The 21,045-nt window shown below is 69.0% G+C and carries 23 protein-coding genes; 13 read left to right on the forward strand and 10 right to left on the reverse strand.

Features of this window, described 5'->3' with window-relative positions; genetic code table 11:
- Positions 1–126: 126 nt before the first annotated feature.
- The 5 genes from rplI to ACRXBZ_RS18905 all read right to left on the reverse strand — a co-directional run bounded on the left by rplI (position 127) and on the right by ACRXBZ_RS18905 (position 3,100).
- Positions 127–579, reverse strand: coding sequence for a 50S ribosomal protein L9 (gene rplI, locus ACRXBZ_RS18885; RefSeq protein ID WP_433880213.1), 453 nt, complete (start codon positions 577–579; stop codon positions 127–129).
- 18 nt (positions 580–597) lie between these two features.
- On the reverse strand, positions 598–834 hold the full coding sequence (rpsR, locus tag ACRXBZ_RS18890; RefSeq protein ID WP_093151213.1) for a 30S ribosomal protein S18: 237 nt from the start codon (positions 832–834) through the stop codon (positions 598–600).
- 45 nt (positions 835–879) lie between these two features.
- Positions 880–1,362, reverse strand: coding sequence for a single-stranded DNA-binding protein (locus ACRXBZ_RS18895; RefSeq protein WP_093263833.1), 483 nt, complete (start codon positions 1,360–1,362; stop codon positions 880–882).
- Between the two features lie 42 nt (positions 1,363–1,404).
- Positions 1,405–1,755, reverse strand: coding sequence for a 30S ribosomal protein S6 (gene rpsF, locus ACRXBZ_RS18900; protein ID WP_210435509.1), 351 nt, complete (start codon positions 1,753–1,755; stop codon positions 1,405–1,407).
- 385 nt (positions 1,756–2,140) lie between these two features.
- Complete coding sequence (locus ACRXBZ_RS18905; RefSeq protein WP_433880214.1) at positions 2,141–3,100, reverse strand: hypothetical protein; 960 nt, start codon at positions 3,098–3,100, stop codon at positions 2,141–2,143.
- A gap of 194 nt (positions 3,101–3,294) precedes the next feature.
- Here ACRXBZ_RS18905 and ACRXBZ_RS18910 point away from each other — a divergent pair, with 194 nt between their 5' ends.
- Together ACRXBZ_RS18910 and ACRXBZ_RS18915 are read left to right on the forward strand one after the other, a co-directional pair.
- Positions 3,295–4,062 (forward strand): deoxyribonuclease IV, encoded by a 768-nt coding sequence (locus ACRXBZ_RS18910; RefSeq protein WP_433880215.1) that lies wholly within the window; start codon positions 3,295–3,297, stop codon positions 4,060–4,062.
- Positions 4,063–4,129: 67 nt separating this feature from the next.
- Positions 4,130–5,491 carry a glycosyltransferase family 87 protein gene (locus ACRXBZ_RS18915; RefSeq protein WP_433880216.1) on the forward strand — a complete coding sequence of 454 codons (1,362 nt, stop codon included), beginning with the start codon at positions 4,130–4,132 and terminating at the stop codon, positions 5,489–5,491.
- A 52-nt stretch (positions 5,492–5,543) separates the two neighbouring features.
- On the opposite strand, the gene ACRXBZ_RS42165 is transcribed toward ACRXBZ_RS18915, so the two are convergent.
- Both ACRXBZ_RS42165 and ACRXBZ_RS18920 read right to left on the reverse strand, forming a co-directional pair.
- The gene (locus tag ACRXBZ_RS42165; protein ID WP_490885441.1) at positions 5,544–5,720 is read right to left on the reverse strand and encodes a WCX domain-containing protein; all 177 of its coding nucleotides are present in this window, start codon (positions 5,718–5,720) and stop codon (positions 5,544–5,546) included.
- A 24-nt stretch (positions 5,721–5,744) separates the two neighbouring features.
- A complete protein-coding gene (locus ACRXBZ_RS18920) occupies positions 5,745–7,589 on the reverse strand; it encodes an acyl-CoA dehydrogenase (RefSeq protein WP_433880217.1) in 1,845 nt (614 codons plus the stop codon).
- Between the two features lie 381 nt (positions 7,590–7,970).
- On the opposite strand from ACRXBZ_RS18920, the gene ACRXBZ_RS18925 reads away from it, so the two are divergent.
- The 8 genes from ACRXBZ_RS18925 (at position 7,971) to ACRXBZ_RS18960 (ending at position 15,520) form a co-directional block, all read left to right on the forward strand.
- Positions 7,971–8,726 carry a MerR family transcriptional regulator gene (locus ACRXBZ_RS18925; RefSeq protein WP_433880218.1) on the forward strand — a complete coding sequence of 252 codons (756 nt, stop codon included), beginning with the start codon at positions 7,971–7,973 and terminating at the stop codon, positions 8,724–8,726.
- A gap of 407 nt (positions 8,727–9,133) precedes the next feature.
- The gene (locus ACRXBZ_RS18930; RefSeq protein ID WP_433880219.1) at positions 9,134–9,571 is read left to right on the forward strand and encodes a fluoride efflux transporter FluC; all 438 of its coding nucleotides are present in this window, start codon (positions 9,134–9,136) and stop codon (positions 9,569–9,571) included.
- A complete protein-coding gene (locus tag ACRXBZ_RS18935) occupies positions 9,571–9,912 on the forward strand; it encodes a DUF190 domain-containing protein (RefSeq protein ID WP_210435684.1) in 342 nt (113 codons plus the stop codon). Before ACRXBZ_RS18930 ends, ACRXBZ_RS18935 begins: the two co-directional genes overlap by 1 nt.
- Positions 9,909–10,283 (forward strand): fluoride efflux transporter CrcB, encoded by a 375-nt coding sequence (crcB, locus tag ACRXBZ_RS18940; RefSeq protein WP_433880220.1) that lies wholly within the window; start codon positions 9,909–9,911, stop codon positions 10,281–10,283. The genes ACRXBZ_RS18935 and crcB overlap by 4 nt, the downstream gene beginning before the upstream one ends.
- A 291-nt stretch (positions 10,284–10,574) precedes the next feature.
- Positions 10,575–10,913 carry a cupin domain-containing protein gene (locus tag ACRXBZ_RS18945; RefSeq protein WP_433880221.1) on the forward strand — a complete coding sequence of 113 codons (339 nt, stop codon included), beginning with the start codon at positions 10,575–10,577 and terminating at the stop codon, positions 10,911–10,913.
- 6 nt (positions 10,914–10,919) lie between these two features.
- Positions 10,920–12,275, forward strand: coding sequence for an MBL fold metallo-hydrolase (locus ACRXBZ_RS18950; RefSeq protein ID WP_433880222.1), 1,356 nt, complete (start codon positions 10,920–10,922; stop codon positions 12,273–12,275).
- A gap of 58 nt (positions 12,276–12,333) precedes the next feature.
- Positions 12,334–12,963 (forward strand): LysE family translocator, encoded by a 630-nt coding sequence (locus ACRXBZ_RS18955; RefSeq protein ID WP_433880223.1) that lies wholly within the window; start codon positions 12,334–12,336, stop codon positions 12,961–12,963.
- Between the two features lie 256 nt (positions 12,964–13,219).
- Positions 13,220–15,520 (forward strand): ATP-binding protein, encoded by a 2,301-nt coding sequence (locus tag ACRXBZ_RS18960; protein ID WP_433880224.1) that lies wholly within the window; start codon positions 13,220–13,222, stop codon positions 15,518–15,520.
- Positions 15,521–15,603: 83 nt separating this feature from the next.
- On the opposite strand, the gene ACRXBZ_RS18965 is transcribed toward ACRXBZ_RS18960, so the two are convergent.
- Positions 15,604–16,011: a hypothetical protein gene (locus ACRXBZ_RS18965; protein WP_168585843.1), complete on the reverse strand. Its 408-nt coding sequence runs from the start codon at positions 16,009–16,011 to the stop codon at positions 15,604–15,606.
- A 500-nt stretch (positions 16,012–16,511) separates the two neighbouring features.
- Between ACRXBZ_RS18965 and ACRXBZ_RS18970 the strand changes: the two genes are divergently transcribed.
- Positions 16,512–18,314, forward strand: a complete 1,803-nt coding sequence (locus ACRXBZ_RS18970; protein WP_433880225.1) for a HEAT repeat domain-containing protein — start codon at positions 16,512–16,514, stop codon at positions 18,312–18,314.
- A 316-nt stretch (positions 18,315–18,630) separates the two neighbouring features.
- Positions 18,631–19,854, forward strand: coding sequence for an MFS transporter (locus ACRXBZ_RS18975; protein ID WP_433880226.1), 1,224 nt, complete (start codon positions 18,631–18,633; stop codon positions 19,852–19,854).
- A gap of 168 nt (positions 19,855–20,022) precedes the next feature.
- Here ACRXBZ_RS18975 and ACRXBZ_RS18980 read toward each other — a convergent pair whose 3' ends face one another.
- Positions 20,023–20,334 carry a hypothetical protein gene (locus tag ACRXBZ_RS18980; RefSeq protein WP_433880227.1) on the reverse strand — a complete coding sequence of 104 codons (312 nt, stop codon included), beginning with the start codon at positions 20,332–20,334 and terminating at the stop codon, positions 20,023–20,025.
- Between the two features lie 46 nt (positions 20,335–20,380).
- Entirely contained in the window at positions 20,381–20,635 is a 255-nt protein-coding gene (locus ACRXBZ_RS18985) for a hypothetical protein (protein WP_433880228.1), read from the reverse strand.
- On the opposite strand from ACRXBZ_RS18985, the gene ACRXBZ_RS18990 reads away from it, so the two are divergent.
- Entirely contained in the window at positions 20,634–20,942 is a 309-nt protein-coding gene (locus ACRXBZ_RS18990) for a Rossmann-fold NAD(P)-binding domain-containing protein (RefSeq protein WP_433880229.1), read from the forward strand. The two genes, ACRXBZ_RS18985 and ACRXBZ_RS18990, sit on opposite strands and share 2 nt — an antisense overlap.
- Positions 20,943–21,045 lie beyond the last annotated feature (103 nt).

Consider the following 21,045-nt stretch of genomic DNA (forward strand, 5'->3'; position numbering starts at 1 on the left):
TGTCGGAATCGGCGGGGCTCGGCCACCGCCATGACCGCCGGTGCGCACACCGGACACAGCATCGTCCACCCGTCACACGAATGTCGGAGTGGACGATGCTGTGTTGTGGAAACCGGTACTACCGGGTCACTGCTCGCCGGCGACCTGGACGCTGACGTTGGCCGTCACGTCCGGGTGTAGTTGCACGTCGACGATGTGCTTGCCCAGCGACTTGATGTGGCCGCGCAGCGAGACCGAACGCTTGTCCAGGCTCGGGCCACCGGCCTTGCGCACCGCGGCGACGACGTCGCCGCTGGTGATCGAGCCGAACAGCTTGCCCTGCGAGGACACCTTCGCGGTCAGCGTGACCGGGCCCAGGTCCTTCAGCTGCTGCTTGAGCTCGTGAGCGTGCTCCAGGTTGCGCACCCGGCGGTTCTCCTGCACGCGGCGGATCGTTTCGATCTGCTTCTGCGCGCCCTTGGTGGCCACGATGGCCAGGCTGCGGGGCAGCAGGTAGTTGCGCGCGTAACCGTCCTTGACCTCGACGATGTCGCCAGACTCGCCGAGACCGGTCACGTCAGCGGTAAGGATGATCTTCACGACGTGTCTCCTTCCGGATCAGCGAGCGGTCGAGGTGTAGGGCAGCAGAGCCATCTCGCGAGCGTTCTTCACCGCGATGGCGACGTCGCGCTGGTGCTGGCTGCAGTTGCCGGTCACGCGACGGGCACGGATCTTGCCGCGGTCGGAGATGTACTTCCGCAGCAGCGTCGTGTCCTTGTAGTCGATCTGCGCCGCCTTGTCCTTGCAGAACACGCAGACCTTCTTCTTCGGCTTGCGCACGGGCGCCTTGGCCATCGGTCTTCCTCCTGAGCGAAAACTTCGTAAGCGTTGCTGCGCCGTTTAGAACGGCGGCTCGTCGCTGAACCCACCACCGGAACCGGCGGGCGGCGCGGAACCCCACGGGTCGTCGGCCGGGGGACCGGACGGGCCCCCGCCACCGCTGAAGCCACTGCCGCCGCGGCTGACCTTGTTCACCTTGGCGGTCGCGTAGCGCAGGGACGGCCCGATCTCGTCGACCTCGAGCTCGACGACGGTGCGCTTCTCGCCTTCCTTCGTCTCGAAGGAACGCTGCCGCAGCCTGCCCTGCACGACGACCCGCATGCCGCGGGTCAGCGACTCGGCCACGTTCTCCGCGGCCTGCCGCCAGATGTTGCAGCGCAGGAACAGGGCCTCGCCGTCCTTCCACTCGCCGGACTGGCGGTCGAAGGTCCGGGGCGTGGAGGCCACCGTGAAGTTCGCGACCGCGGCACCCGACGGGGTGAAGCGCAGCTCCGGGTCGGCGGTCAGGTTGCCGACCACCGTGATTACCGTCTCACCAGCCATGACCTGAGACTCCAGTCTGGTCGTTTAGCGGAATCGGGCAGGTCAGGCGGACGCCTGAGCGGCGCGGGCCTTGGCGGCGCGCGCGGCCTTGCGGGGCTCGACGATCTTGCGGATGACCTTCGTCCGCAAGATCGACTCGTTGAGGTTCAGCTGCCGGTCCAGTTCCTTGATGGTGGCCGGCTCGCTGTTGAGGTCCAGGATGACGTAGATGCCCTCGGCGTTCTTTTCGATCTCGAACGAGAGACGCCGGCGGCCCCAGACGTCGACCTTCTCGACGGTGCCACCGTCGTTGCGGACAACGTTGAGGAAGTTCTCCAAGGACGGAGCGACGGTGCGCTCGTCCAGGCTCGGGTCCAGGATGACCATGAGCTCGTAATGACGCATGAAGACCATTCACCTCCTGTGGACTCACGGCCACGGGCTCTCCGTGGCAGGAGGGTCGTTCGCGTCGACGAACTGGACAAGGCTAGCAAGCGGCACCGACGGCACCGGCATCACCCCTGCTCCGCCATCCGCCGCTCGTGGTTCCGCAATTTCCATTGAAATCGAAGGTCCGATTTCCATTGAAATTGCGGAACCGGAACCGGAACCGGAACCGGAACCGGGGCCAGGGCCAGGGCCGGAACCGGGTAGGGCCGGGGCCGGTACCGCGGCTCGGGGCGGGTGGATGTCGGGTGGGGTGGGTGTCGGGTGAGGTGGATGTCAGGTGGGGTGGGTGTCGGGTGAGGTGGATGTCAGGTGGGGTGGGTGTCGGGTGGGTCGGTGCCGCAGGCCGGGGTCAGTTGCGGCGGAGGACCCAGCTTCGGACGAGGGCCGCGGTGACCACCGCCAGCGAGATCGCGGCGAGCAGCACCGGGGCGGCGACCCGCTCGGTCACCTCGGTAGGCAGCGCCTCCGCCCTGCCCGCAGCGCGGATCTCCTCCTGCTGCTCACGGGCCTGCTGCTGCTCACGGGCCTTCTGCTGCTCCTGGGCCTGCTTCGCTAGGTCGCCGACGTTCGGGGTCAGGCCGGGGGCCTGGTCGTAACGGGCCTGGCCCCACGGCGGCGATCCCCCCTGGAGGTCCCGCAGGCTGGGCGGCAGGACGCTGATCTCGGCCGGTGCCCCGATGCTGGGGGTCAGGGTCGGTTCCGGCGTCGTGACCACCGGTGGCGGCGTGGTCGGGCTCGGCGGCTGCGTCGCGCTGGGTTCGGGCGTCGGTGTCGGCTTCGACTTCTCGGGGGTCGGCTGCCCGGACGACGGTGGCGGCTGTTCCTCCGGGCGCTCGGCCTTGACCGTGAGGGCGTTGCCGAGGCTGACCAGGTTGGTGAAGTGCCAGGTCACCGCGTCGACCTTGTCGGCGGGCAGCCCGATCTCGGCGAGCCGTGGCGCGGCGGCCTTGGCGATGTCCTTGCCGGAGTAGAAGGTGCGGCCCTCGGGCGCGGCGCCGAGCGAGATCGGCGCGAGCTCCTTGAACCGTTCCGCGGCGTCGGCGGCCGGGCCGAAGGCCAGCGGCATGGCGAGCAGCACGGCTTCGCGGACCTTGAAGTCCAGCGTCGATGGCGCGATGGTGATCTGCTGCCCTGGGACCGCCTTGACCGTCGCCAGGGGCTGGTCGACGAGCAGCGGATCGGCGGCGTTCGCGATTCCTGCGCCGAGGAAGGTGCTCGCGGTGATGACGAGGCCCACGAGCCCGGCGGACACGGTCCGGCCGAGCGCGTTCGACCGGTACAGCGGATCGGGTTTCCCCCGTGCGCCCATGGCTCGCCCTCCCAAGGCAGTGCGAATGCCGATCACTCTCTCAAGATTAATAACGCGTGAACACCGCCGTTGGTGACGCCCGGCCCGAGAAACGGAACGCGTTCTCGCGCTGTGGGATCGCTGTGGGATCGGGGTGGGCGATCCGCTGGTCAAGCCGACGGTAGGAGAACCCGCCCGCCGCCTAGACTTCGGGTATGCGTATCGGCGCTCACGTTCGCGATGATGACCCGTTGGCCGCCGCCGCCGAGCGCGGCGCGGAGGTCGTGCAGTTCTTCCTGTCGGACCCGCAGGGCTGGAAGGCCCCGAAGCCGCACCCGCAGGCCGAGCAGTTGCGGGACAGCGACGTGGCGGTGTTCATCCACGCGCCGTACGTCATCAACGTGGCTTCGCTGAACAACCGGATCCGGATTCCGTCCCGCAAGGCGGTGGGGCAGCAGGCGAAGGCGGCGGCCGCGGTGGGCGCGCACGGCCTGATCGTGCACGGCGGGCACGTGACGAAGGACGACGAGCCGGCCGAGGGCGTGTCGAACTGGCGCAAGCTGTTCGAGCGGCAGGCCGCGGAGGGCGGCTTCGAGGTGCCGATCCTGATCGAGAACACCGCCGGCGGCACGAATGCGATGGCTCGGCGGTTCGACGCGCTGGCGCGGTTGTGGGATGCGGTCGGCGAGTTCGGGGCGGGGTTCTGCCTGGACACCTGCCACGCGCACGCCGCTGGCGAGGAGCTGCTGGACGTCGTGGACCGGGTGAAGGCGATCACCGGGCGGATCGACCTGGTGCACCTCAACGATTCGCGGGACGAGTTCGGATCGTCGCGGGACCGGCACGCGAACATCGGTGCGGGCAACATCGACCCGGAGCTGCTGGTCGCGGTGTGCGCGAACGCAGGGGCGCCGGTGGTGGTAGAGACCCCGGACGAGGGCCAGGCCGACGACATCGCGTTCCTCCGCGGCAAGGTCGCCTGAACACAATGACTTGTCGGGGTATCGAACGGGTGGAGTGATCGGAATCAGCGCTAGGACGACCCGCGGGTTGACGATCTCCGGTTTGGTCGCGCTGTGCATGTTCACCGCGTTGGCGTTGGCGTTGGGCTACGCGAACAAGGCGCGCTGCACGGGCCCGCTCTACGACGAGTGGGGGCGTTCGGAGCCCGCCTACCAGGATCGGGCCTACGGCGATGTGTGCTACTCAGACATCCAGAACCTGTGGATCGGCCGGGACATCGATCGGCACGTCTTCCCCTACGTGAACGGGGGGATCGAGGCCGACGGGACGTTGTACGGCGGGGTGGTCGAGTACCCGGTGCTGACCGGGGTGCTGATCTGGGTGGGCGCGATTTTCGCCCACACGGACGCGGGTTTCCTGGCCGCGTCGGCGTTGTTGATGGCGCCGTTCGGGTTGGCCGTCGCATGGTGGTTGGGCAGGTTGAGCGGCTGGCGGGCGTTGTTGTGGGCGCTCAGCCCGCCGCTGGTGCTTTATGCCTTCCACAACTGGGATTTGCCTGTCGTGGCATGCGCGGTCGGCGCGGTGTTCGTCGTGCATCGGTGGACGTCGGCGCCGTTGCGCCGTCGGGCGACGGCGGCCGCGGTGTTGTTGGGCCTGGGTTTCGCGCTGAAGTTGTATCCGGCGCTTTTCGTGCTGCCGTTGGCGTTGTACGTGCTCACCGAGGGCCGGGACGAGGCGCGGCGGTTCGACGTGCGCGGTGCGTTGCAGGTCGTGGGGGCGGCGGTCGGGACGGCGGTGCTGGCGAACCTGCCGTTCATGTTGGCCGGGTTCGGCGGTTGGTTGGCGTCGTTCGACTTCCAGTCGCGCCGGCAGGTGGACATCAGCACGAACTCGGTCTGGTACTGGGGTTTTCGGCACTGGACCGACTCCGAGGGCTTCCAGTCGGCGATGGGCGTGGTGTCGCCGCTGCTGATCTTGTTGGCGTCCGCGGTCGCCTGCGCGGTGGGTTGGTTGCGGTACGAGCGCGCCGGGACCTATCCGTGGATCCAGGTGTCGGCGGCGATGCTGTGCGGTTTCCTGCTGCTGCACAAGGTGCATTCGCCGCAGTACACGTTGTGGTTGCTGCCGTTCTTCGTGCTGGTGTCGGTGCGCTGGGGCTGGATCGTGGCGTACCTGGTGGCGGACGTGGCGATGGGCATCAGCATCTTCCGCTGGTTCTACCTGAACATGTCGGGTGTGCCCAACGGCATCCACGACGGTTTCACCGCGCAGGCGTTGATGATCGGGGTGTGGGGTCGGGCGGCGCTGCTGGTCGGGCTGTTCGTGGCGTTCCTCGCCGCTCGTTCCACTGTGGACGATCTCGGGTCCGGCAGGCCAAGCGGCGCAGCACGTGCTCTGCCGGACCTCGCCGACCACGACGCTCCAGCCAGTACGCCCCGGCAACGGTGATCAGCCAGGCAGTGGGCCCGCGCGCTGCCGACCGGTGCTGATCGACGCACGCTCAGGAGGCGTAGCGGGCCGCCAGCGCGGTGACGGTTTCGGCGACCGCGGCACGGAGTTCTGGCGGGCCGAGAACTTCCGCTTCGTTGCCGAGGCGGAGCAGGTCGGTGACTGCGGCCGCCCGACGAGCACGGCTGGATGGAGGTCGAGCTGCTCGTCGAGCGGCAAGCCGTCGAATCGAAACTGCGGTTCACGTGGCTCGTCAGAAGACGGACTCGTCGAGGTCCATCAGGGAGTTGTCCGCCGCCTCGATGATCTTGCGGCGACCGGTGAGTTCCGGCAGCACGTTCTTGGCGAAGAACCGGGCCGCCGCCACCTTGCCCTGGTAGAACGGCTGGTCCTTGGCTGACGCGCCCGCGTCCAGCGCGGCGAGGGCGACCTCGGCCTGCCGCAGCAGCAGCCAGCCAACTAGCAGGTCGCCCATGCTCAGCAGGAACGACACGGCGTGCTGGCCGACCTTGTAGATGTTCTTGACGTCCTCCTGCGAAGAGGTCAGGAACTCGATCAGCGTGCCGAGCATGCCCTGGCTGTCCTGCAGCGCGCGGGCCACCAGCGCGCGCTCCTCCTTGAGCCGCTCGTCGGCGCCCTCGGCCTCCAGCGTCGCCTGGATCTCCGCGGCGACGTGGCCGACGGCCGCGCCGTTGTTGCGGACGATCTTGCGGAAGAAGAAGTCCTGGGCCTGGATCGCGGTGGTGCCCTCGTACAGGCTGTCGATCTTGGAGTCCCGGATGTACTGCTCGATCGGGTAGTCCTGCAGGAAGCCGGAGCCGCCCAGGGTCTGCAGCGACAGGGTCAGCATCTCGTAGGCGCGCTCCGAGCCGACGCCCTTGACGATGGGCAGCAGCAGGTCGTTGACCTGCTCGGCGGTGCTGAAGTCGGTGCCGTCGTGCTGGCCCTGCGCCACCTGGTCCTGGAAGCTCGCGGTGTACAGGTACACCGCGCGCAGCCCCTCCACGTAGGCCTTCTGCAGCATCAGGATGCGGCGCACGTCCGGGTGGTGGGTGATGGTCACCCGCGGCGCGGCCTTGTCGGCTGTCTTGGTCAGGTCGGCGCCCTGCACGCGCTCCTTGGCGTAGTCCAGCGCGTTGAGGTAGCCGGTGGAGAGGGTGCCAATGGCCTTGGTGCCGACCATCATCCGGGCGTACTCGATGACCTGGAACATCTGCGCGATGCCGTCGTGCACCTCGCCGAGCAGCCAGCCCCGGGCCGGGGTGCCGTGCTGGCCGAAGGTCAGCTCGCAGGTGGCCGAGGCGTTCAGGCCCATCTTGTGCTCGACGTTGGTGACGAAGGCGCCGTTGCGCTCGCCGGGCTCACCGGTCTCGGAGTCGAAGTGGAACTTCGGCACCAGGAACAGGCTCAGGCCCTTGGTGCCGGGCTTGGACTCGATGCCGGGACCTTCGGGGCGGGCCAGCACCAGGTGCATGATGTTCTCGGTCATGTCCTGGTCGGCGGAGGTGATGAACCGTTTCACGCCGTCCAGGTGCCAGGAGCCGTCCTCCTGCTTGATGGCCTTGGTGCGGCCGGCGCCGACGTCGGAGCCCGCGTCCGGCTCGGTGAGCACCATGGTGGAGCCCCAGCGGCGCTCGATCATCAACTGGGCCCAGCGCCGCTGCTCCTCGGTGCCGTTGCGCCACAGGATCGTCGCGGAGCTCGGGCCCGACATGTACATGTAGATCGCCGGGTTCGCGCCGAGCGTGAGTTCTGCGGCCGACCAGATGACGCTGGGCGGGGTGCCGTAGCCGCCGAGCTCGTCCGGCAGGCTGAGCCGCCACCACTCGCCGTCCACCAGCTGTTGGTACGACTTCTTGAAGGCCTCGGGCAGGGTTACCGAGTGGGTGGCCGGGTCGAACTTGGCGGGAGTCCGGTCGCCTTCGACGAAGGAGTCGGCCAGCGGGCCGGTCGCCAGCTCGTTGAGCTCGGTGAGCACGCCCCGCACGGTGGCCTCGTCGGTCTGCTCGAAGGCACCCTTGCCCAGCCGCTCCTGCACCTTGAAGACCTCGAAGAGGTTGAATTCGAGGTCGCGGACGTTGCTCTTGTAGTGGCCCATCGAAAGGCTCCCTCTTGCGCGCTTCTGCGGGGCGGGCCCGACTCGGCCCTTACTCGTCGGTAACAAGAGGATATTACCTCACAGTAACTTCTGCCAAGGCGGCCTTCCCAACGCCGCCGCCGTACCCGTCCGCGACCAGGACGTTCACCGGGAAAATTCCGGCCCCGCAACGCCTCCAGCAGGCCGACGAGGAATTCGGCGACGAGCCCGTCCGGTCGATCTCGGTAGCGACGTCGATCAGTGGGCCATTGTGCTCCGCGAACCCGCGGCGGTCCACTACGACGTTCCGCACGAAACCGCAGTTGCCGGGCTCACCGCCGAATTCGGGTTGACCCTCACGTGGCGTGAGCCCGCAAGCTTGGCTCCGAGGAGGTGAGGGCCATGGGCTACTCGGTCGGTGAAGCCGCCCGGCTCGCCGGGGTGACGGTGCGGACGCTGCACCACTACGACGAGGTGGGACTGCTGACCCCGAGCGGTCGGACGGCGGCGGGCTACCGCAGCTACTCCGACGCGGACCTGGACCGGCTGCGCCGGATCCTGTTCTACCGGGAGCTGGACCTCGGCCTCGACGACATCGCGAGCATCCTCGCCGACGGTGACGCCAACGCGCACCTGAAGCGGCAGCACGAACTGCTGCTGATCCGCATCGAGCGGTTGCAGCGGATGGTCGCGGCGGTGGAACGCGAGCTGGAGGCGAACACGATGGGGATCGAGCTGACGCAGGAAGAGAAGTTCGAGCTGTTCGGGGAATTCGACCCGGACGATCACACCGAGGAGGTCGAACGGCGTTGGGGCGGCACCGACGCGTACCGGCAGTCCCAGCAGAAGATGTCCTCGTTCACCAAGGAGGACTGGAAGCGGTTCATGGCCTCGCAGGAGGACATCGGCCGCCGCCTGGCCGAGGCGATGCGGGCCGGGTTCGCCCCGGACAGCGAGCAGGCGATGGACCTCGCCGAGGAACACCGCCAGCACATCACGCGCTGGTGCTACGACTGCACCTACGAGATCCACCGCGGTCTCGGCGAGATGTATGTGGCGGACGAACGCTTCGCGGCGAACTACGAGAAGCTGCTGCCCGGCCTCGCCGAGTACATCCGGACGGCGATCAACGCCAACGTCACCCGGGCTGGGGCGTAACGACTCGTGAGTGCGGAAACCGGCTCATACCGGTTTTCGCACTCACGACACCTGGCTCGCGGCCGTGGCCCGGCGGGGGTTACTGACAGTTCCGGATCCTGTGTCAATGTGTGACAGAGCGTGGTGTAGTGTATTGCTTGCTGACCGAGCGAAAGCCAAGCCCGGTCAGCGGTTTTCCTGTGGCGGCAGGTGAAACACGTTAGGTACCGCGAGTTGCGTGGGAACCGGCCGCAAGGCCAAACGCACGTGGAGACCGTGTCAGACCAGCGTTCGTGCTGGCAGTGGTCGAGGAAGCGTGAAGGCCACCAGTCTTCCTGATGGTCAACGCAGGTGGCGAAGTCATCTGCTCACGGAACGTTTTGACAAGTTTCGTGAACGGTAACGTGCTTCACCGGGATGGGAGGGTCATGGCATTCCCGGTGGAGCTGCAGCCGCGGCGCAAGCCCCGGGCCGGCGCCGCGTGGGACGTTCTCGCGGTGGTCGCCGCAGGTGGCACGCTGGGGTCGCTGCTGCGCTACGGCGCATCGCTGGCGTGGCCGGGACCGTGGTCGACGCTGCTAGTCAACGTGGTCGGATGCGTGGCAATCGGGGTGCTGATGCACGTGATCACCGAGCTCGTCGTCGCGCACCGGCTGCTCCGGCCGTTCCTCGGCGTCGGTGTCCTGGGCGGGTTCACCACCTTCTCCACCTACGTCGCCGACGCGGTGCACCTGGTGTTCGATCGCCAGCCCGCGGTCGCCCTCGCCTACCTGGTCGGCACCGTGCTGGCCTGCTTGTTCGCGGTGTTCGTCGGGGTGCTCTCGGCGCGCTCGGCGGCACTCCTGTTCCAGCGAGGTGATCGATGATGCGGCTAAAGGGCCAGGCGTACCGGCTCACCGCGATCGTCGGGGAGACCGCCACCTACCACCACAAACCGCTGTACCACGAGATCGTGCTGCGGGCCCGGCGCGCCGGTTTGGCGGGCGCTTCGGTGTTCCGCGGCGTCGAGGGTTTCGGCGCGTCCTCAGCGATCCACACCGCTCGGCTGCTGTCGCTGAGCGAGGACCTGCCGGTGGCAGTGGTGATCGTCGACGATGAGCAGCGGCTGCGGGACTTCCTGCCGGAGCTCGACGAACTGGTCACCAAGGGCCTGGTGCTGCTCGACGAGGTCGAAGTGATCCGCTACGTCGGGCAGGAGCAGCGGTGACGATCGTCCTGGTCGCGTTCGGCGGGGCCCTGGGTGCGTGCATGCGGTTTCTCACCGACCGCTGGGTGCAGGCGCGGCACGACACCGGGTTCCCGTGGGGCACGGTAGCGGTCAACTCGATCGGCTCGCTGATCCTCGGGTTCGTCGCCGGCGCCGCCCTGTTCGGCGTGCCCATGCCGGTGGTCCAGTCGCTGGTCGGCGTCGGGTTCTGCGGCGCGCTCACCACTTTTAGCACGTTCAGCTACGAAACAGTCCGCCTGCTGCTCGACGGCGCGCGGCTGTTCGCGGTGCTCAACGTCGTCGGCACGGTGCTCGCCGGGATCGGTTCGGGCGTGGTCGGCGTGGTGCTCGCCGCCTCGATCTGGGTTTGAGAGCCTGTCGGCGAATGCCGTCCGCGCCTTTGGAAGCGGCGCAGCCGCTTGCAGCCACCTTGCCAAGACGACCATCGGCGGGTTCTGAGAGGTTTTCTGGCGAGGACGGCCCCTCCGCCGCGTATTGGACATACATCAGGAGGGGCACCCGCAGCCCAGGGAACCGCTCTCAGGTTCCGCTAAGCGACCACCCACCCAGACCATTCACCAACAGGCTCCTGAGAAGTCGCGCTGCCCGACCGCCCGGGCGGCGGGAGAATCGAGGCGAAACGGGCACGAGGAGGGGGTCCGATGAGTGACACCACGATCATCAAAGTTGACGGCGCGCACTCGCCGCGCGGTTCCCTCGGGCAGTACTACCTCGCCGAAGGAGTCGGCCTGGCGATGCGGCTGTGGCGCGAGGAGCCGCCGGGAATCGACAAGCCGACGGCGGCGCGGGACTACGAGACCGCCGGATACGTGATCAGCGGCCGCGCGGAGCTGCACAGCGAAGGCCAGACGGTGCTGCTCGAACCGGGCGATTCGTGGGTCATCCCCAAGGGTGCCGAGCACCACTACAAGATCCTGGAGACGTTCACGGCGGTCGAGGCCACGCACCCGCCGGCCCAGGTACACGGCCGCGACGAATGAACGGCCATGGTCTCGGTCGAAGTCGTCGAGACCTCGTCGCTCGGCGACCGCAGCTACCTGGTCACCGACGGCGCGGTGGCGGCCGTCGTGGATCCGCAGCGCGACGTCGACCGGGTGCTCGCGCTCGCCGGTCACCATGACGTCCGCATCACCCACGTGCTGGAGACGCACATCCACAACGACTACATCTCCGGGGGCCTGGAGCTGTGCCGGCTGACCGGCGCGGAGTACGGGGTGGCCGCGGCGGATGTGGTGTCGTTCGCGCGGCGTCCGCTGGCCGAGGGCGACGTGGTGGCGGTGTCGCCCGGGCTTCGGTTGCGCGTGCTGGCGACGCCCGGCCACACCTTCCACCACCTGTCCTACGTGCTCGAGGATCCCGAGGGCGCGGTCGGCGTGTTCACCGGCGGGTCGCTGCTGTTCGGTTCGACCGGGCGCACCGACCTGCTCGGCCAGCAGCACAGCGAGGAGCTCGCCCGGCACCAGCACGCGTCGGTCCGCAAGCTCGCCGATGTGCTGCCGGACGGCGCGGAGATCTGGCCGACGCACGGCTTCGGCAGCTACTGCTCGACGGGTGGCGTGTCCGGCAGCTCCGCGACCGTCGGCCAGCAGAAGAAGGTCAACGCCGCGTTCCGGCTCGGCGAGGACGAATTCGTCGAACACGCCCTCTCCGCGTTGGACGCTTTCCCGGCCTACTACGCGCAGATGGGTCCGCGGAACTTGGCCGGGCCGGAGCCGATCGACCTGCGGGAACCGGCCCGGGTCCGGCCGGCGGAGCTGGCCCGGCGGTTGCGCGTGGGCGACTGGGTGGTCGACCTTCGGTCCCGCCAGGCGTTCTCGCAGACCCACCTGGCGGGCACGATCAGCCTCGGTCTGGACGGCCCGCTGGCCACCTGGCTCGGCTGGCTGATCGAGTGGGGCGCCCCGCTGACGCTGATCGGCGAGGCTCCGGAGCAGGTGTCGGCGGCGCAGCGCGAGCTGGCGCGCATCGGGGTCGACCGCCCGACGGCTGCGGTCGGTCGCCCGCAGGAACTCGCCATGGACGCGAACCTGGTGCGCCGCTTGCCGTCCGCGACGTTCGGCGACCTCGCCGAGGCGGGCCCGGGAACCGTCGTGCTGGACGTGCGGATGCGCAGCGAATGGCGGGCCTGCCACTTGAAGAACGCCGTGCACATCCCACTCTTCGAGCTGCGGTACCGGACCCACGAGCTGCCCGACGGGGTGGTGTGGGTGCACTGCAGCGCCGGGTACCGCGCGGCCGCGGCTGCCTCGCTGCTGGCGCGGGATGGCCGCGAGGTCGTGTTCGTCGACGAGGAGTTCGCCGCCGCGCACCGGGCCGGGCTGCCGCTGGTTTCCGACCGTTGAGCCGGAAACGCGCCACCTGGTGGGAAAACACCTTGTCCGGCGGAAGTATCGTCGAAGCATGTCGTTAACGCTGCTGGGTTTCCTGACCGTGCTGGTCCTCACCTACGTCGTTCCCGGTCCGGATTTCGCGGTGGTGCTCCGCAATGCGACCCGCAGCGCGAAAGCCGGGCACCTGGCGTCGGCCGGGGTGTTGGCCGGGGTGTGCGTGCACATCACCGCCGCGGCGCTCGGATTGTCCGCGCTGCTGGCGCAGTCCGCGGTGGCGTTCACGGTGGTGAAGGTCGTCGGCGCGGGCTACCTGGTGTTCCTCGGTGTCCAGGCGCTTTGGGCGTCGCGGAAGAAGACCGTCGCCGCGGCTCCCGCCGAGCCCGCCCGGACGTCCCGGTTGGCGTTCGTGCAGGGCTTCCTGAGCAACGTCTCGAACCCGAAGGCCGTGCTGTTCTTCGTCAGCCTCATGCCGCAGTTCATCGATCGCACGGCCCCGGTGCTGCCGCAGACCCTGCTGCTCGGGCTGCTCACCCTCGGCTTCGGGGCGATGTGGTGGCCGCTGCTGGTCAGCGTCGCCAACCGGATTCGCGGGGTCTTCGCGAGGCCGCGCGTGCGGCGGGTCCTGGACCGCGTGACCGGAGTGGTCTTCATCGGCCTGGGCATCCGCCTGCTCCGCACGCCCATCGCCGCCGCCACCTGACCGCTCGGGGCCGGCGGGAACCAGCGTCCCGCCGGGGGAGTCTGATCTGCGTGGACCTCGACTCCAGCGACCCGTACCGGATCCTGCTGACCGGCGACTGGCCGGAGGCGGTCAACTTCGCGCTCCTGCTCTTCGGCCGCTCTTCAGCACCGTCGGAGCGCTCGTGACCTGGGCCTTCCTGAGCAACTGATCCGACTGTTCGGGTGAATCCGGGCATACACTCGGGTGCAACGTTCGGAGAGTGCGGGTGGTCGGAATGACAACCCGGCGGGTGGGCAAACTCCCCGACGACCTGACGAGCTTCGTTGGCCGCCGCGGAGCGATCACGCAGGTCAAACGGCTGCTGTCCACCTCTCGACTGGTGACCCTGACCGGTGTGGCCGGGGTCGGCAAGTCACGGCTGGCCATCCGTGTCGCGCGCGATCTCCGACGCACCTTCCCGGACGGCGTCTGGCTGGTGGAGCTGGCCCGCGTCCCGCCCGACGACGACGTCGCCCGGGTCCTGTTGACCAACCTCGGGCTCAGCGACCGGGCGGCGCTGCCAACTGCGCAACAGCTCGCCGAGCAGCTCGCCGACAAGCGGATGCTGATCGTGCTCGACGGCTGCGAGCACCTGCTGGAGGAGTGCGGACCGCTGGTCGGCGACCTGCTCGCCGCCGCCCCCGAGCTGCGCATCCTGGTCACCTCCCGCGCTCCGCTGGCGATCGCCGCCGAGCAGGTGTGGCCCGTGCAGCCGATGGTCGTGCCCCGGCTGGACCGGCAGGGCCGCGTGGTGCAGAAGGCCATCGGTTACGAGGCGCTGGAGCTGTTCGCCGACCGGGCCGCCGCCGTGCTGCCGGGATTCGTCATCGGACCGGGCAACGAGGCGCTGGTGGTCCGGGTGTGCCAGCAGCTGGACGGCCTGCCGCTGGCGATCGAGCTGGCCGCGGTTTGGATGCGGTCGCTTTCGGTGGAGGAGATCCTGGACCGGCTCGCCGACCGGTACCGGCTGCTGATCCTGGGCGATCGCAGCGGCCTGCCGCACCACCGCACGCTGCGGGCGGCGATCGAGTGGAGCTTCGACCTGTGCTCGCCGACCGAGCAGGTGGTTTGGGCGCGGCTGTCGGTGTTCTCCGGCGGTTTCGAGCTGGACGCCGCGGAGGAGGTCTGCGTCGGCGACGGCGTGACCTTGGAGGACGTGTTCGTCGGGGTCGCGGGCCTGGTGGAGAAGTCGGTGCTGTTCAAGGAAGATCAGCACGACACCCGCACTCGCTACCGGCTGCTGAAGACGATCCAGGAGTTCGGGCGGGAGCGGCTCGGCGGCGGCGCGCGGGAGCTCGCGCTGCGGCGGCGGCACCGCGATCACTGCCTGCTGCTCGCCGAGCACGTCGACGCGGAATGGCTCGGCCCGCAGCAGGTGGACTGGCTGACCCGGATCCGGCAGGACCGGGCGAACCTGCGCGCCGCGCTGGACTTCTGCCGCACCGAGCCCGGCGAGGGGCCCGAGGGCCTGCGGATGGCGACCGCCCTGCGGTTCTACTGGGTGGCTGGCGGCGCGCTGCGGGAGGGCCGGTACTGGCTGGACGAAATGCTCCGCGTGGTGTCGGACCCCGACGAGCAGCGCGCCCGGGCGCTGGCGGTGAATGGGCTGATCAGCTGCTTGCTGGGGGACGTCGATGCCGCCTGGTCGCTGCTGGCCGAGGCGCGGGATATGGCGCGGCGGATCGGCGCCGACGCGGTGCTGGCGCTGACCCGGCACATCACCGGGACCCTCGAACTGCTGCGCAACGAGCACGAGACGGCGGCGGCCCGGTTCGCCGAAGCGTTGGAGCGCAAGGAGATGCTTCAGCACGACGGGATCGCGCTGATGAGCCTGCCGAACTTGGCGTTGCTGGCGACCTTCCGGGGCGACTTCGAGCGAGCCGTCGAGCTGTGCGAGCAGTGCCAGGAGATCTGCGAAGAGCATGGCGAGTTGTGGGACCGCTCGTGGTGCGAGCTGACGCTCGGGCTGGTGCGCTGGCGGCAGGGCGACTACCCGGCTGCGCAGGAGCACCTGCGCGAAGGCCTGCGGATCAAGCAGCTGTTCAACGACTTCACCGGGATCCTGCTGGCGGTCGAAATGGAGGCGTGGGTGTCCGCGGCGCAGGGGCGCGTGGACCGGGCGGCCCGGCTGAGCTCGGCGGTGGCGCACCTGTGGCGGCCGCTGGGCCGCTACCTGTTCGGCATCGACCGCTACCTCGGCTGGCACACGGAGACCGATGCGCGGATCCGGAACGCCCTGCCGACGTCGGAACTCCGCGCGGAGCGGCACCGCGGCTCGGAGTACACAGTGGACGAACTGGTCCAGTTCACGCTCGGGGTGCGCCGCCCGGAGCCGTCGGCCGACGCGCCGGTGCGGCTGACGCCGCGGGAGCGTGAGGTGGCGAAGCTGGTCGCGCAGGGCCTGTCGAACCGGCAGATCGCGGAGCACCTGGTGATCTCGAAGCGGACCTCGGATAGCCACATCGAGCACATCCTCGCCAAGCTCGGAGCCACCTCGCGCGCACAAATAGCGGTCTGGGTGGCCGAGGAGGCCTGAAACTCGTTTCCAGAGAAGACAGACCCGTGAGTACTTTTGGGGGTTGTAGCGCCCAAAAGTACTCACGGACCCTGGGGAGCGAGTCAGACGGCGACGAGCGGGGGTGCTTCGGCCCTGGCGCGGCGGGCGGCCGAGAAGATGACCTGGCGGGACGGCGCCGGGCGGTCCGCGTGGGGCGGGGTGATCCAGCCCGGGTCGTCCAGCGGCGGCAGGTCCATCCGGCTGCCGGTCGGCACGGCGGTGACCTCGTCGAGGTCTTCCGGTAGGTCGCCGCGGCCATCGGGCTGGGCGAACAGCACCCAGTCGTCGCCGTCGACCAGAGCGGGTCCGGTTTGGAGGTGGATCGCGAGCACTTGGTGCACGCGGGCGGCGATCGGGGCTGGCATTCGCAGCACGCTGATGCGTCCGCCGATGATGAGCGTGGTGTGGTCGGAGTTTGGGTCGTTCTCGACCCACCAACCGTAGGAGCGGTATTCGGAAGTGCTGTTCATCTCGGGTGTTCGCGAGTCTTCGCGGGATCGGGAGCATGGGTCGGCGAGGTGGGCGCGGCGGCTCCGTTGCCGCCTTGTCGGACGGGTGGCACCCACCTCGCCGAATGGGAGGGCCGAACAACAGGCAGCTGGGAAAGTAGCTGCTGTCCGGTCACGCAGTACCTCCTCCTTGTTGGGCACGCCTCTGACGGATCCGGGGGTCGACCCAAGACCGGAACGACCGGGTGGGCCGCGGTCACCCCGGCGGTTATCGCCGTTCGACCACCGGGTTCGCCAGGCGGTGCGCTGGTACGTCCAAATCAGGACGTGTAGAAAGCATGGGACCAAAGCCCCTGGTGGCGAAGCGGGACAACTACCGAAGGCCATACCGAGATTCCGCATTCCCGGGTTCGAGCACCGTTCGAGGGATCACGACACGCGGGCCTTGATCGCTTCGCTGCCCGGGACTTCTCCACGTGCTACCTACGCTGATCCGCACACCTTAGCGAAAGGAGCACGTGATGCGAACTGCCTTCATCCACGGCGAGGTCGACCGGTTCGAAGCGGCGCGCGAAGAGTTGATCGACGCGTTCGCCCGCAGCCGCCCGGAGCTGGACGCCGGGTGGCTGGCGGGGTGCCTGCTGGACGACAAGTTCACCAGGGACGGCCTGCTGGCTTGCTGGACCGAAGAGGACCTGGTGCGGTTCCTGGTCGAAGTGGTACCCCGCAAGATGATCGTGGCGCGGTGGCCGCTGGTGCCGGATTTCTTGCACCAGTGGCTCGGTTTCCTCTCCGAGGAGGGGCTGCTGACCTCGCCGAGCCCGCTCGACGAGCTGCATGAGGCGGTCGAGCGGGCCGTTCCGGACTACCTGGCGGCGATGGCCGAGCCGACCGAGTGGGGCGTGGAGAAGTTCTGGGGCACGACGATGCACGAACTCGGAGTGGACGCCGAAGATCCGCAGGCCGTGGCCGGGTTCTTCGACGCGGTGGACGCCGAGGAGATCGACTTCGACAGCGAGGTGTTCGAGGAGATCGAGCGCCGGGACGCGCAGGAGTCGCCATCCCAGCCCGCGCTCTGGTTGCCGCCGATCGATCTCGTCCACGTCGAGCCGCACCGGGCCATCGCGGCGGGATCGCCGATCATGCAGCGCATTCGCACGGTCCTGGAGTGGGTCGGCGACGGCCGGGATCCGTCCGATGTGGACGACCTCGTCGCGGCCCTCGCGGAGCCTTCCGGCGGTGCCGCCGAGGACGCCGACCTTTTGCTGGAGTGGGCCGAGCGGGCGGGCCTGGTCCGGTCGGCCGGGGACCTGCTGGTGCCGACCCTGATCGCGGAACCCCTGCTGGCGGAACCGGAACTGCTGTGGACCCGGCTCTGGCAGCGGTTCGTGCTCGTCGACGACGTCTTCCACGCCGAGCTCGACGGGCTTTCCGACGACGACGCGCTGCTGGAGATCGTCCAGGCCGCGTTGAGCATGCTGTACTCGCGAACCGAGGCGGTACCGCTGGAACTGATCGTCATGATGGCCTGCGACCTCCTGGACGCGGATGAGCCGGACGATCGCGAGGCGGTGCGCGGCATCGTCCGCCGGATGCTCGCCCAGTGGGCGGCGATGCAGGCGGTCCGGTGCCACGTGACCACCGCGCCGGAGGAGATCGAGGCACTGGAAGAAGTCGTGCCCGACGGCGTCGGCGCCGATCACACCGTGGTCGAGCTGCTGCCACCGGGTCTCTGGGCCGCGCGGGAGTCGTTGCGCGCCTTCGGCTTCCAGGTGCCCACTGTGGACGATCTGGTTGCGTGTCCGGCGGAGCTGCTGGCACTGGTGGTGGCGGATGCCCCGGCGGACGTGCAGCAGGTGTTGATCCCGCAGTGGATCGAGCGGCGCGGCACGACGCGGGCCAGCGCCGAGCTGGCGGCCTTGCTGACAAGGGTGGACCACCCAACTATCCGGCTGGCGGCGCTGGGCCTGCTGGAGCACACCGGCGACGACGGTGTGTCGGCGGTGCGCGAGCTGACCGAGGATGCGGTCGCCGGGCCGGCGGCGCGGATGTGGCTGCAGTCCCGGCCGACCAGCACCGAGAATACGGCCCGGCCCGGCGATGAATTGCTGTTCTCGCTCGACGGCATGGCGGCGGCCCTGGACGAAGACGTCGATCTGTTCCTCGCGGAGTTCGCCCACCAGCCGGAGCCGGAGCAGGTCGAGTTGGTCAAGGAGATCGCCGCGACCGCGCACCGCAGCGCCGGCGAGATCCTCGCGGTGCTCGCCGAGCACCACACGGAGGAGGTGGTCGCGGCAGCCGCCCAAGCCGCACTTAACCGCTGAAAACCCGTTTCCGGGCTCGTTTTGTGCGGCGATGCAAGTAGCGGAACCTCAGACGCCGCGAGGGTGGCTAAAGCGCGGGCTAAGCGGCTGGCGCCGCTTAGAAACAAAACCCCGCCCTTGCACACCGCGACGCAACCGCTTCCACACCAGCCTCATGCGGCACTGATCGCCGCCCTTGCCCGCTGAGCCCATCGGTCGCCACCCTTGCCGCCAGCTGGAGCAATTCGCCCTGAACCCCTCATGTCCGTTTGGTTTGCTAACAAAACTTTGTTAGCCTCGCAAACGACTTGCTCCCGTCCATGAGGAGTGGTGACCGATGAGCGCCGGGCACGACGTTCGGTTTCTCGACGTTTTCAAGGGGCAACCGAAGGCGGTGTGGATCACCGCGTTCGCGGCTGTGATCGCCTTCATGGGCATCGGCTTGGTCGACCCGATCCTGCTCTCCATCGCCGAGGCGCTGCGCGCCGGACCCGAGCAGGTCACCCTGCTGTTCTCGTCCTACCTGGGCGTGCAGGTCGTGGCGATGCTCATCACCGGCGCGTTCAGCGCCCGCTTCGGCGCGAAGCGGACCGTGGTCACCGGCCTGGTGCTGATCGTGGTGGCGACCCTGGTGTGCGCGATGGCCGGCTCGATCGGCCAACTCGTCGCGCTGCGCGCGGTGTGGGGCCTCGGCAACGCCTTCTTCATCGCCACCGCGCTGTCGGTGATCGTCGGCGCCGCCAGCGGCGGCCAGCAGGCCGCCATCCTGCTCTACGAGGCGGCGCTAGGCATCGGCCTGTCCACCGGCCCGCTGCTGGGCGCCCTGCTGGGCAACATCTCCTGGCGCGGCCCCTTCGCCGGCACCGCGGTGCTGATGGCGATCGCGCTGATCCTCTCCGGCGGTTTCCTGCCCAAGGACGGCAACCGCGCCGACCGGCCCAAGGTCCGGCTGCTCGACCCGATCCGCGCGCTCGGCCACAGTGGCCTGCTGCGGACAGCGCTCGGCTCCGCCTTCTATACCGCCGCGTTCTTCATCGTGCTGGCCTGGTCGCCGTTCGTCCTGGAGTTCGGCGCGATCGCGGTCGGCCTGGTGTTCTTCGGCTGGGGTCTGTGCGTCGCCCTCTCCGGCGTGTTCCTGGCCCCGAAGCTCGCGGCCCGGTTCGGCGAGGTCGGCGGGACCATCATCGCGGTGCTGTTCTTCGCGGTCCTGCTCGGCGTCATGGCGATCGGCTCCAAGCCCGTCGTGGTCGTCGCGGTGGTCGTCAGCGGCGTCGCCTCCGGCCTGCTCAACACCCTGTTCACCGGTACCGCGATGAGCATCAGCGACGCGCCGCGCCCGGTCGCCAGCGCTGGCTATAACTTCTGCCGCTGGCTCGGCGGCGCGGTCGCGGCCACCCTCGTCGGGCACGTGGCCACCTGGTTCGGTTCGCAGCACGCCCCGTTCGCGGTCGGCGCGGTGCTGTGCGTGATCGCGGCGGGCCTGCTGTCCCTGGAACTGCGCACCAAGGCCGACGCCCACCAGGTCCCCGCCGAGGCCGCCCTGGTCGGCGAGGAGTTCTGAGGCCCAACTGAACGACTGATGGACCCGGTGACCCCTTGCACGGACATCAGGGGGACGCCGGGTTCTAAAACCGCGCAGACATCCGCCTCCGCTGCCGATCATCGGCGCCAGGCCTGCCGGAGGTGCCGGCCAGAAGAACCCGCCCAGCCAGGAAAGCGACTGCAGCGGTCAGGAAAGCAGCAGCACCGGTGCCGCCCGCGAGGCTTGCGGCCACAGCCACGACCGCCGGGACGGCAGGCTGGGCGATGCCCCACGACGAGCCGTGGAAGGCGAACCAGCGGGGACGCCCCGCTGCCGGGGGACTTCGGCGATCATCGCCTGCCAGCGGCCCAGCAGCACGCTGTTCACAGCCACCCACCCCAGATAGGCCGCGATGGTGAGCATCGAGTGGATCGACGAGGCCACCTGCATGGACTGCTGGCGGCGCATCAGCTCGCGGTTGTCGTGAGTGTTGGTTCCGGTAAGAACCGGAAGCAACACTCACGACCCCGGACCAGCGGAAACGTCAAGCGCTTCGGCGCTGCGATCATCGCGAGGAGATCTCCGCGCAGGCTCCCGGTGTCCACCGACGCAGCCGGTTCCGGCCAGGTGCTGTAAACCGCGGCCAGCACCAGCTCCATCCGGCTCGAGCACCTGCGGTACAGCGACGCTTGCCGGCCTTGGCGCGCTCCGCGACCCGTTCCATGGTCAGCTCGGCGTAGCCGACACGCGCCAGCTCGGCCAGCGTCGCCCAGTTTCCCTTCGCAAGGCGATGACCGGGCGCGGACGCGGTGTTCAGCATGCAAACGCTGGCCTGGGACGAAGCGGGACTCGCCGCCGAGGTCCGCCTGGGCTCGGCGATCGCCGACATCGCCAAGGACCAGCGTCTACAACTCCGTCGGCGGCGCCGAACGCGACTCCGGCGTCGCCCACTTCGAGAGCAAGCCACCATCGAGGCGCACATCCAGCGTCTCGGCGTGCCCGCCCCCGTGCTGCGGCCGGTGTTCTTCATGACCAACCGGCTCTTCCTCGCCAACATCTCCGATTCGGGCGAGCGCGTCCTCTCCATGCCGCTGGACCCGGCGCCCCGGACCCGCGAGGGCGCGTGACAGTGAAGAGCCTGGGCGCTTCGGAGAGCGGCCACCACAACGTCGCTTCACCACCTCAGCGCTTTGGGTTGCGATGGCGGCCCTAAGTGCTCATGAGCCTTGG

Origin of the sequence: Saccharopolyspora hattusasensis (genome assembly GCF_050972075.1) — a bacterium.
GTDB lineage: Bacteria > Actinomycetota > Actinomycetes > Mycobacteriales > Pseudonocardiaceae > Saccharopolyspora > Saccharopolyspora hattusasensis.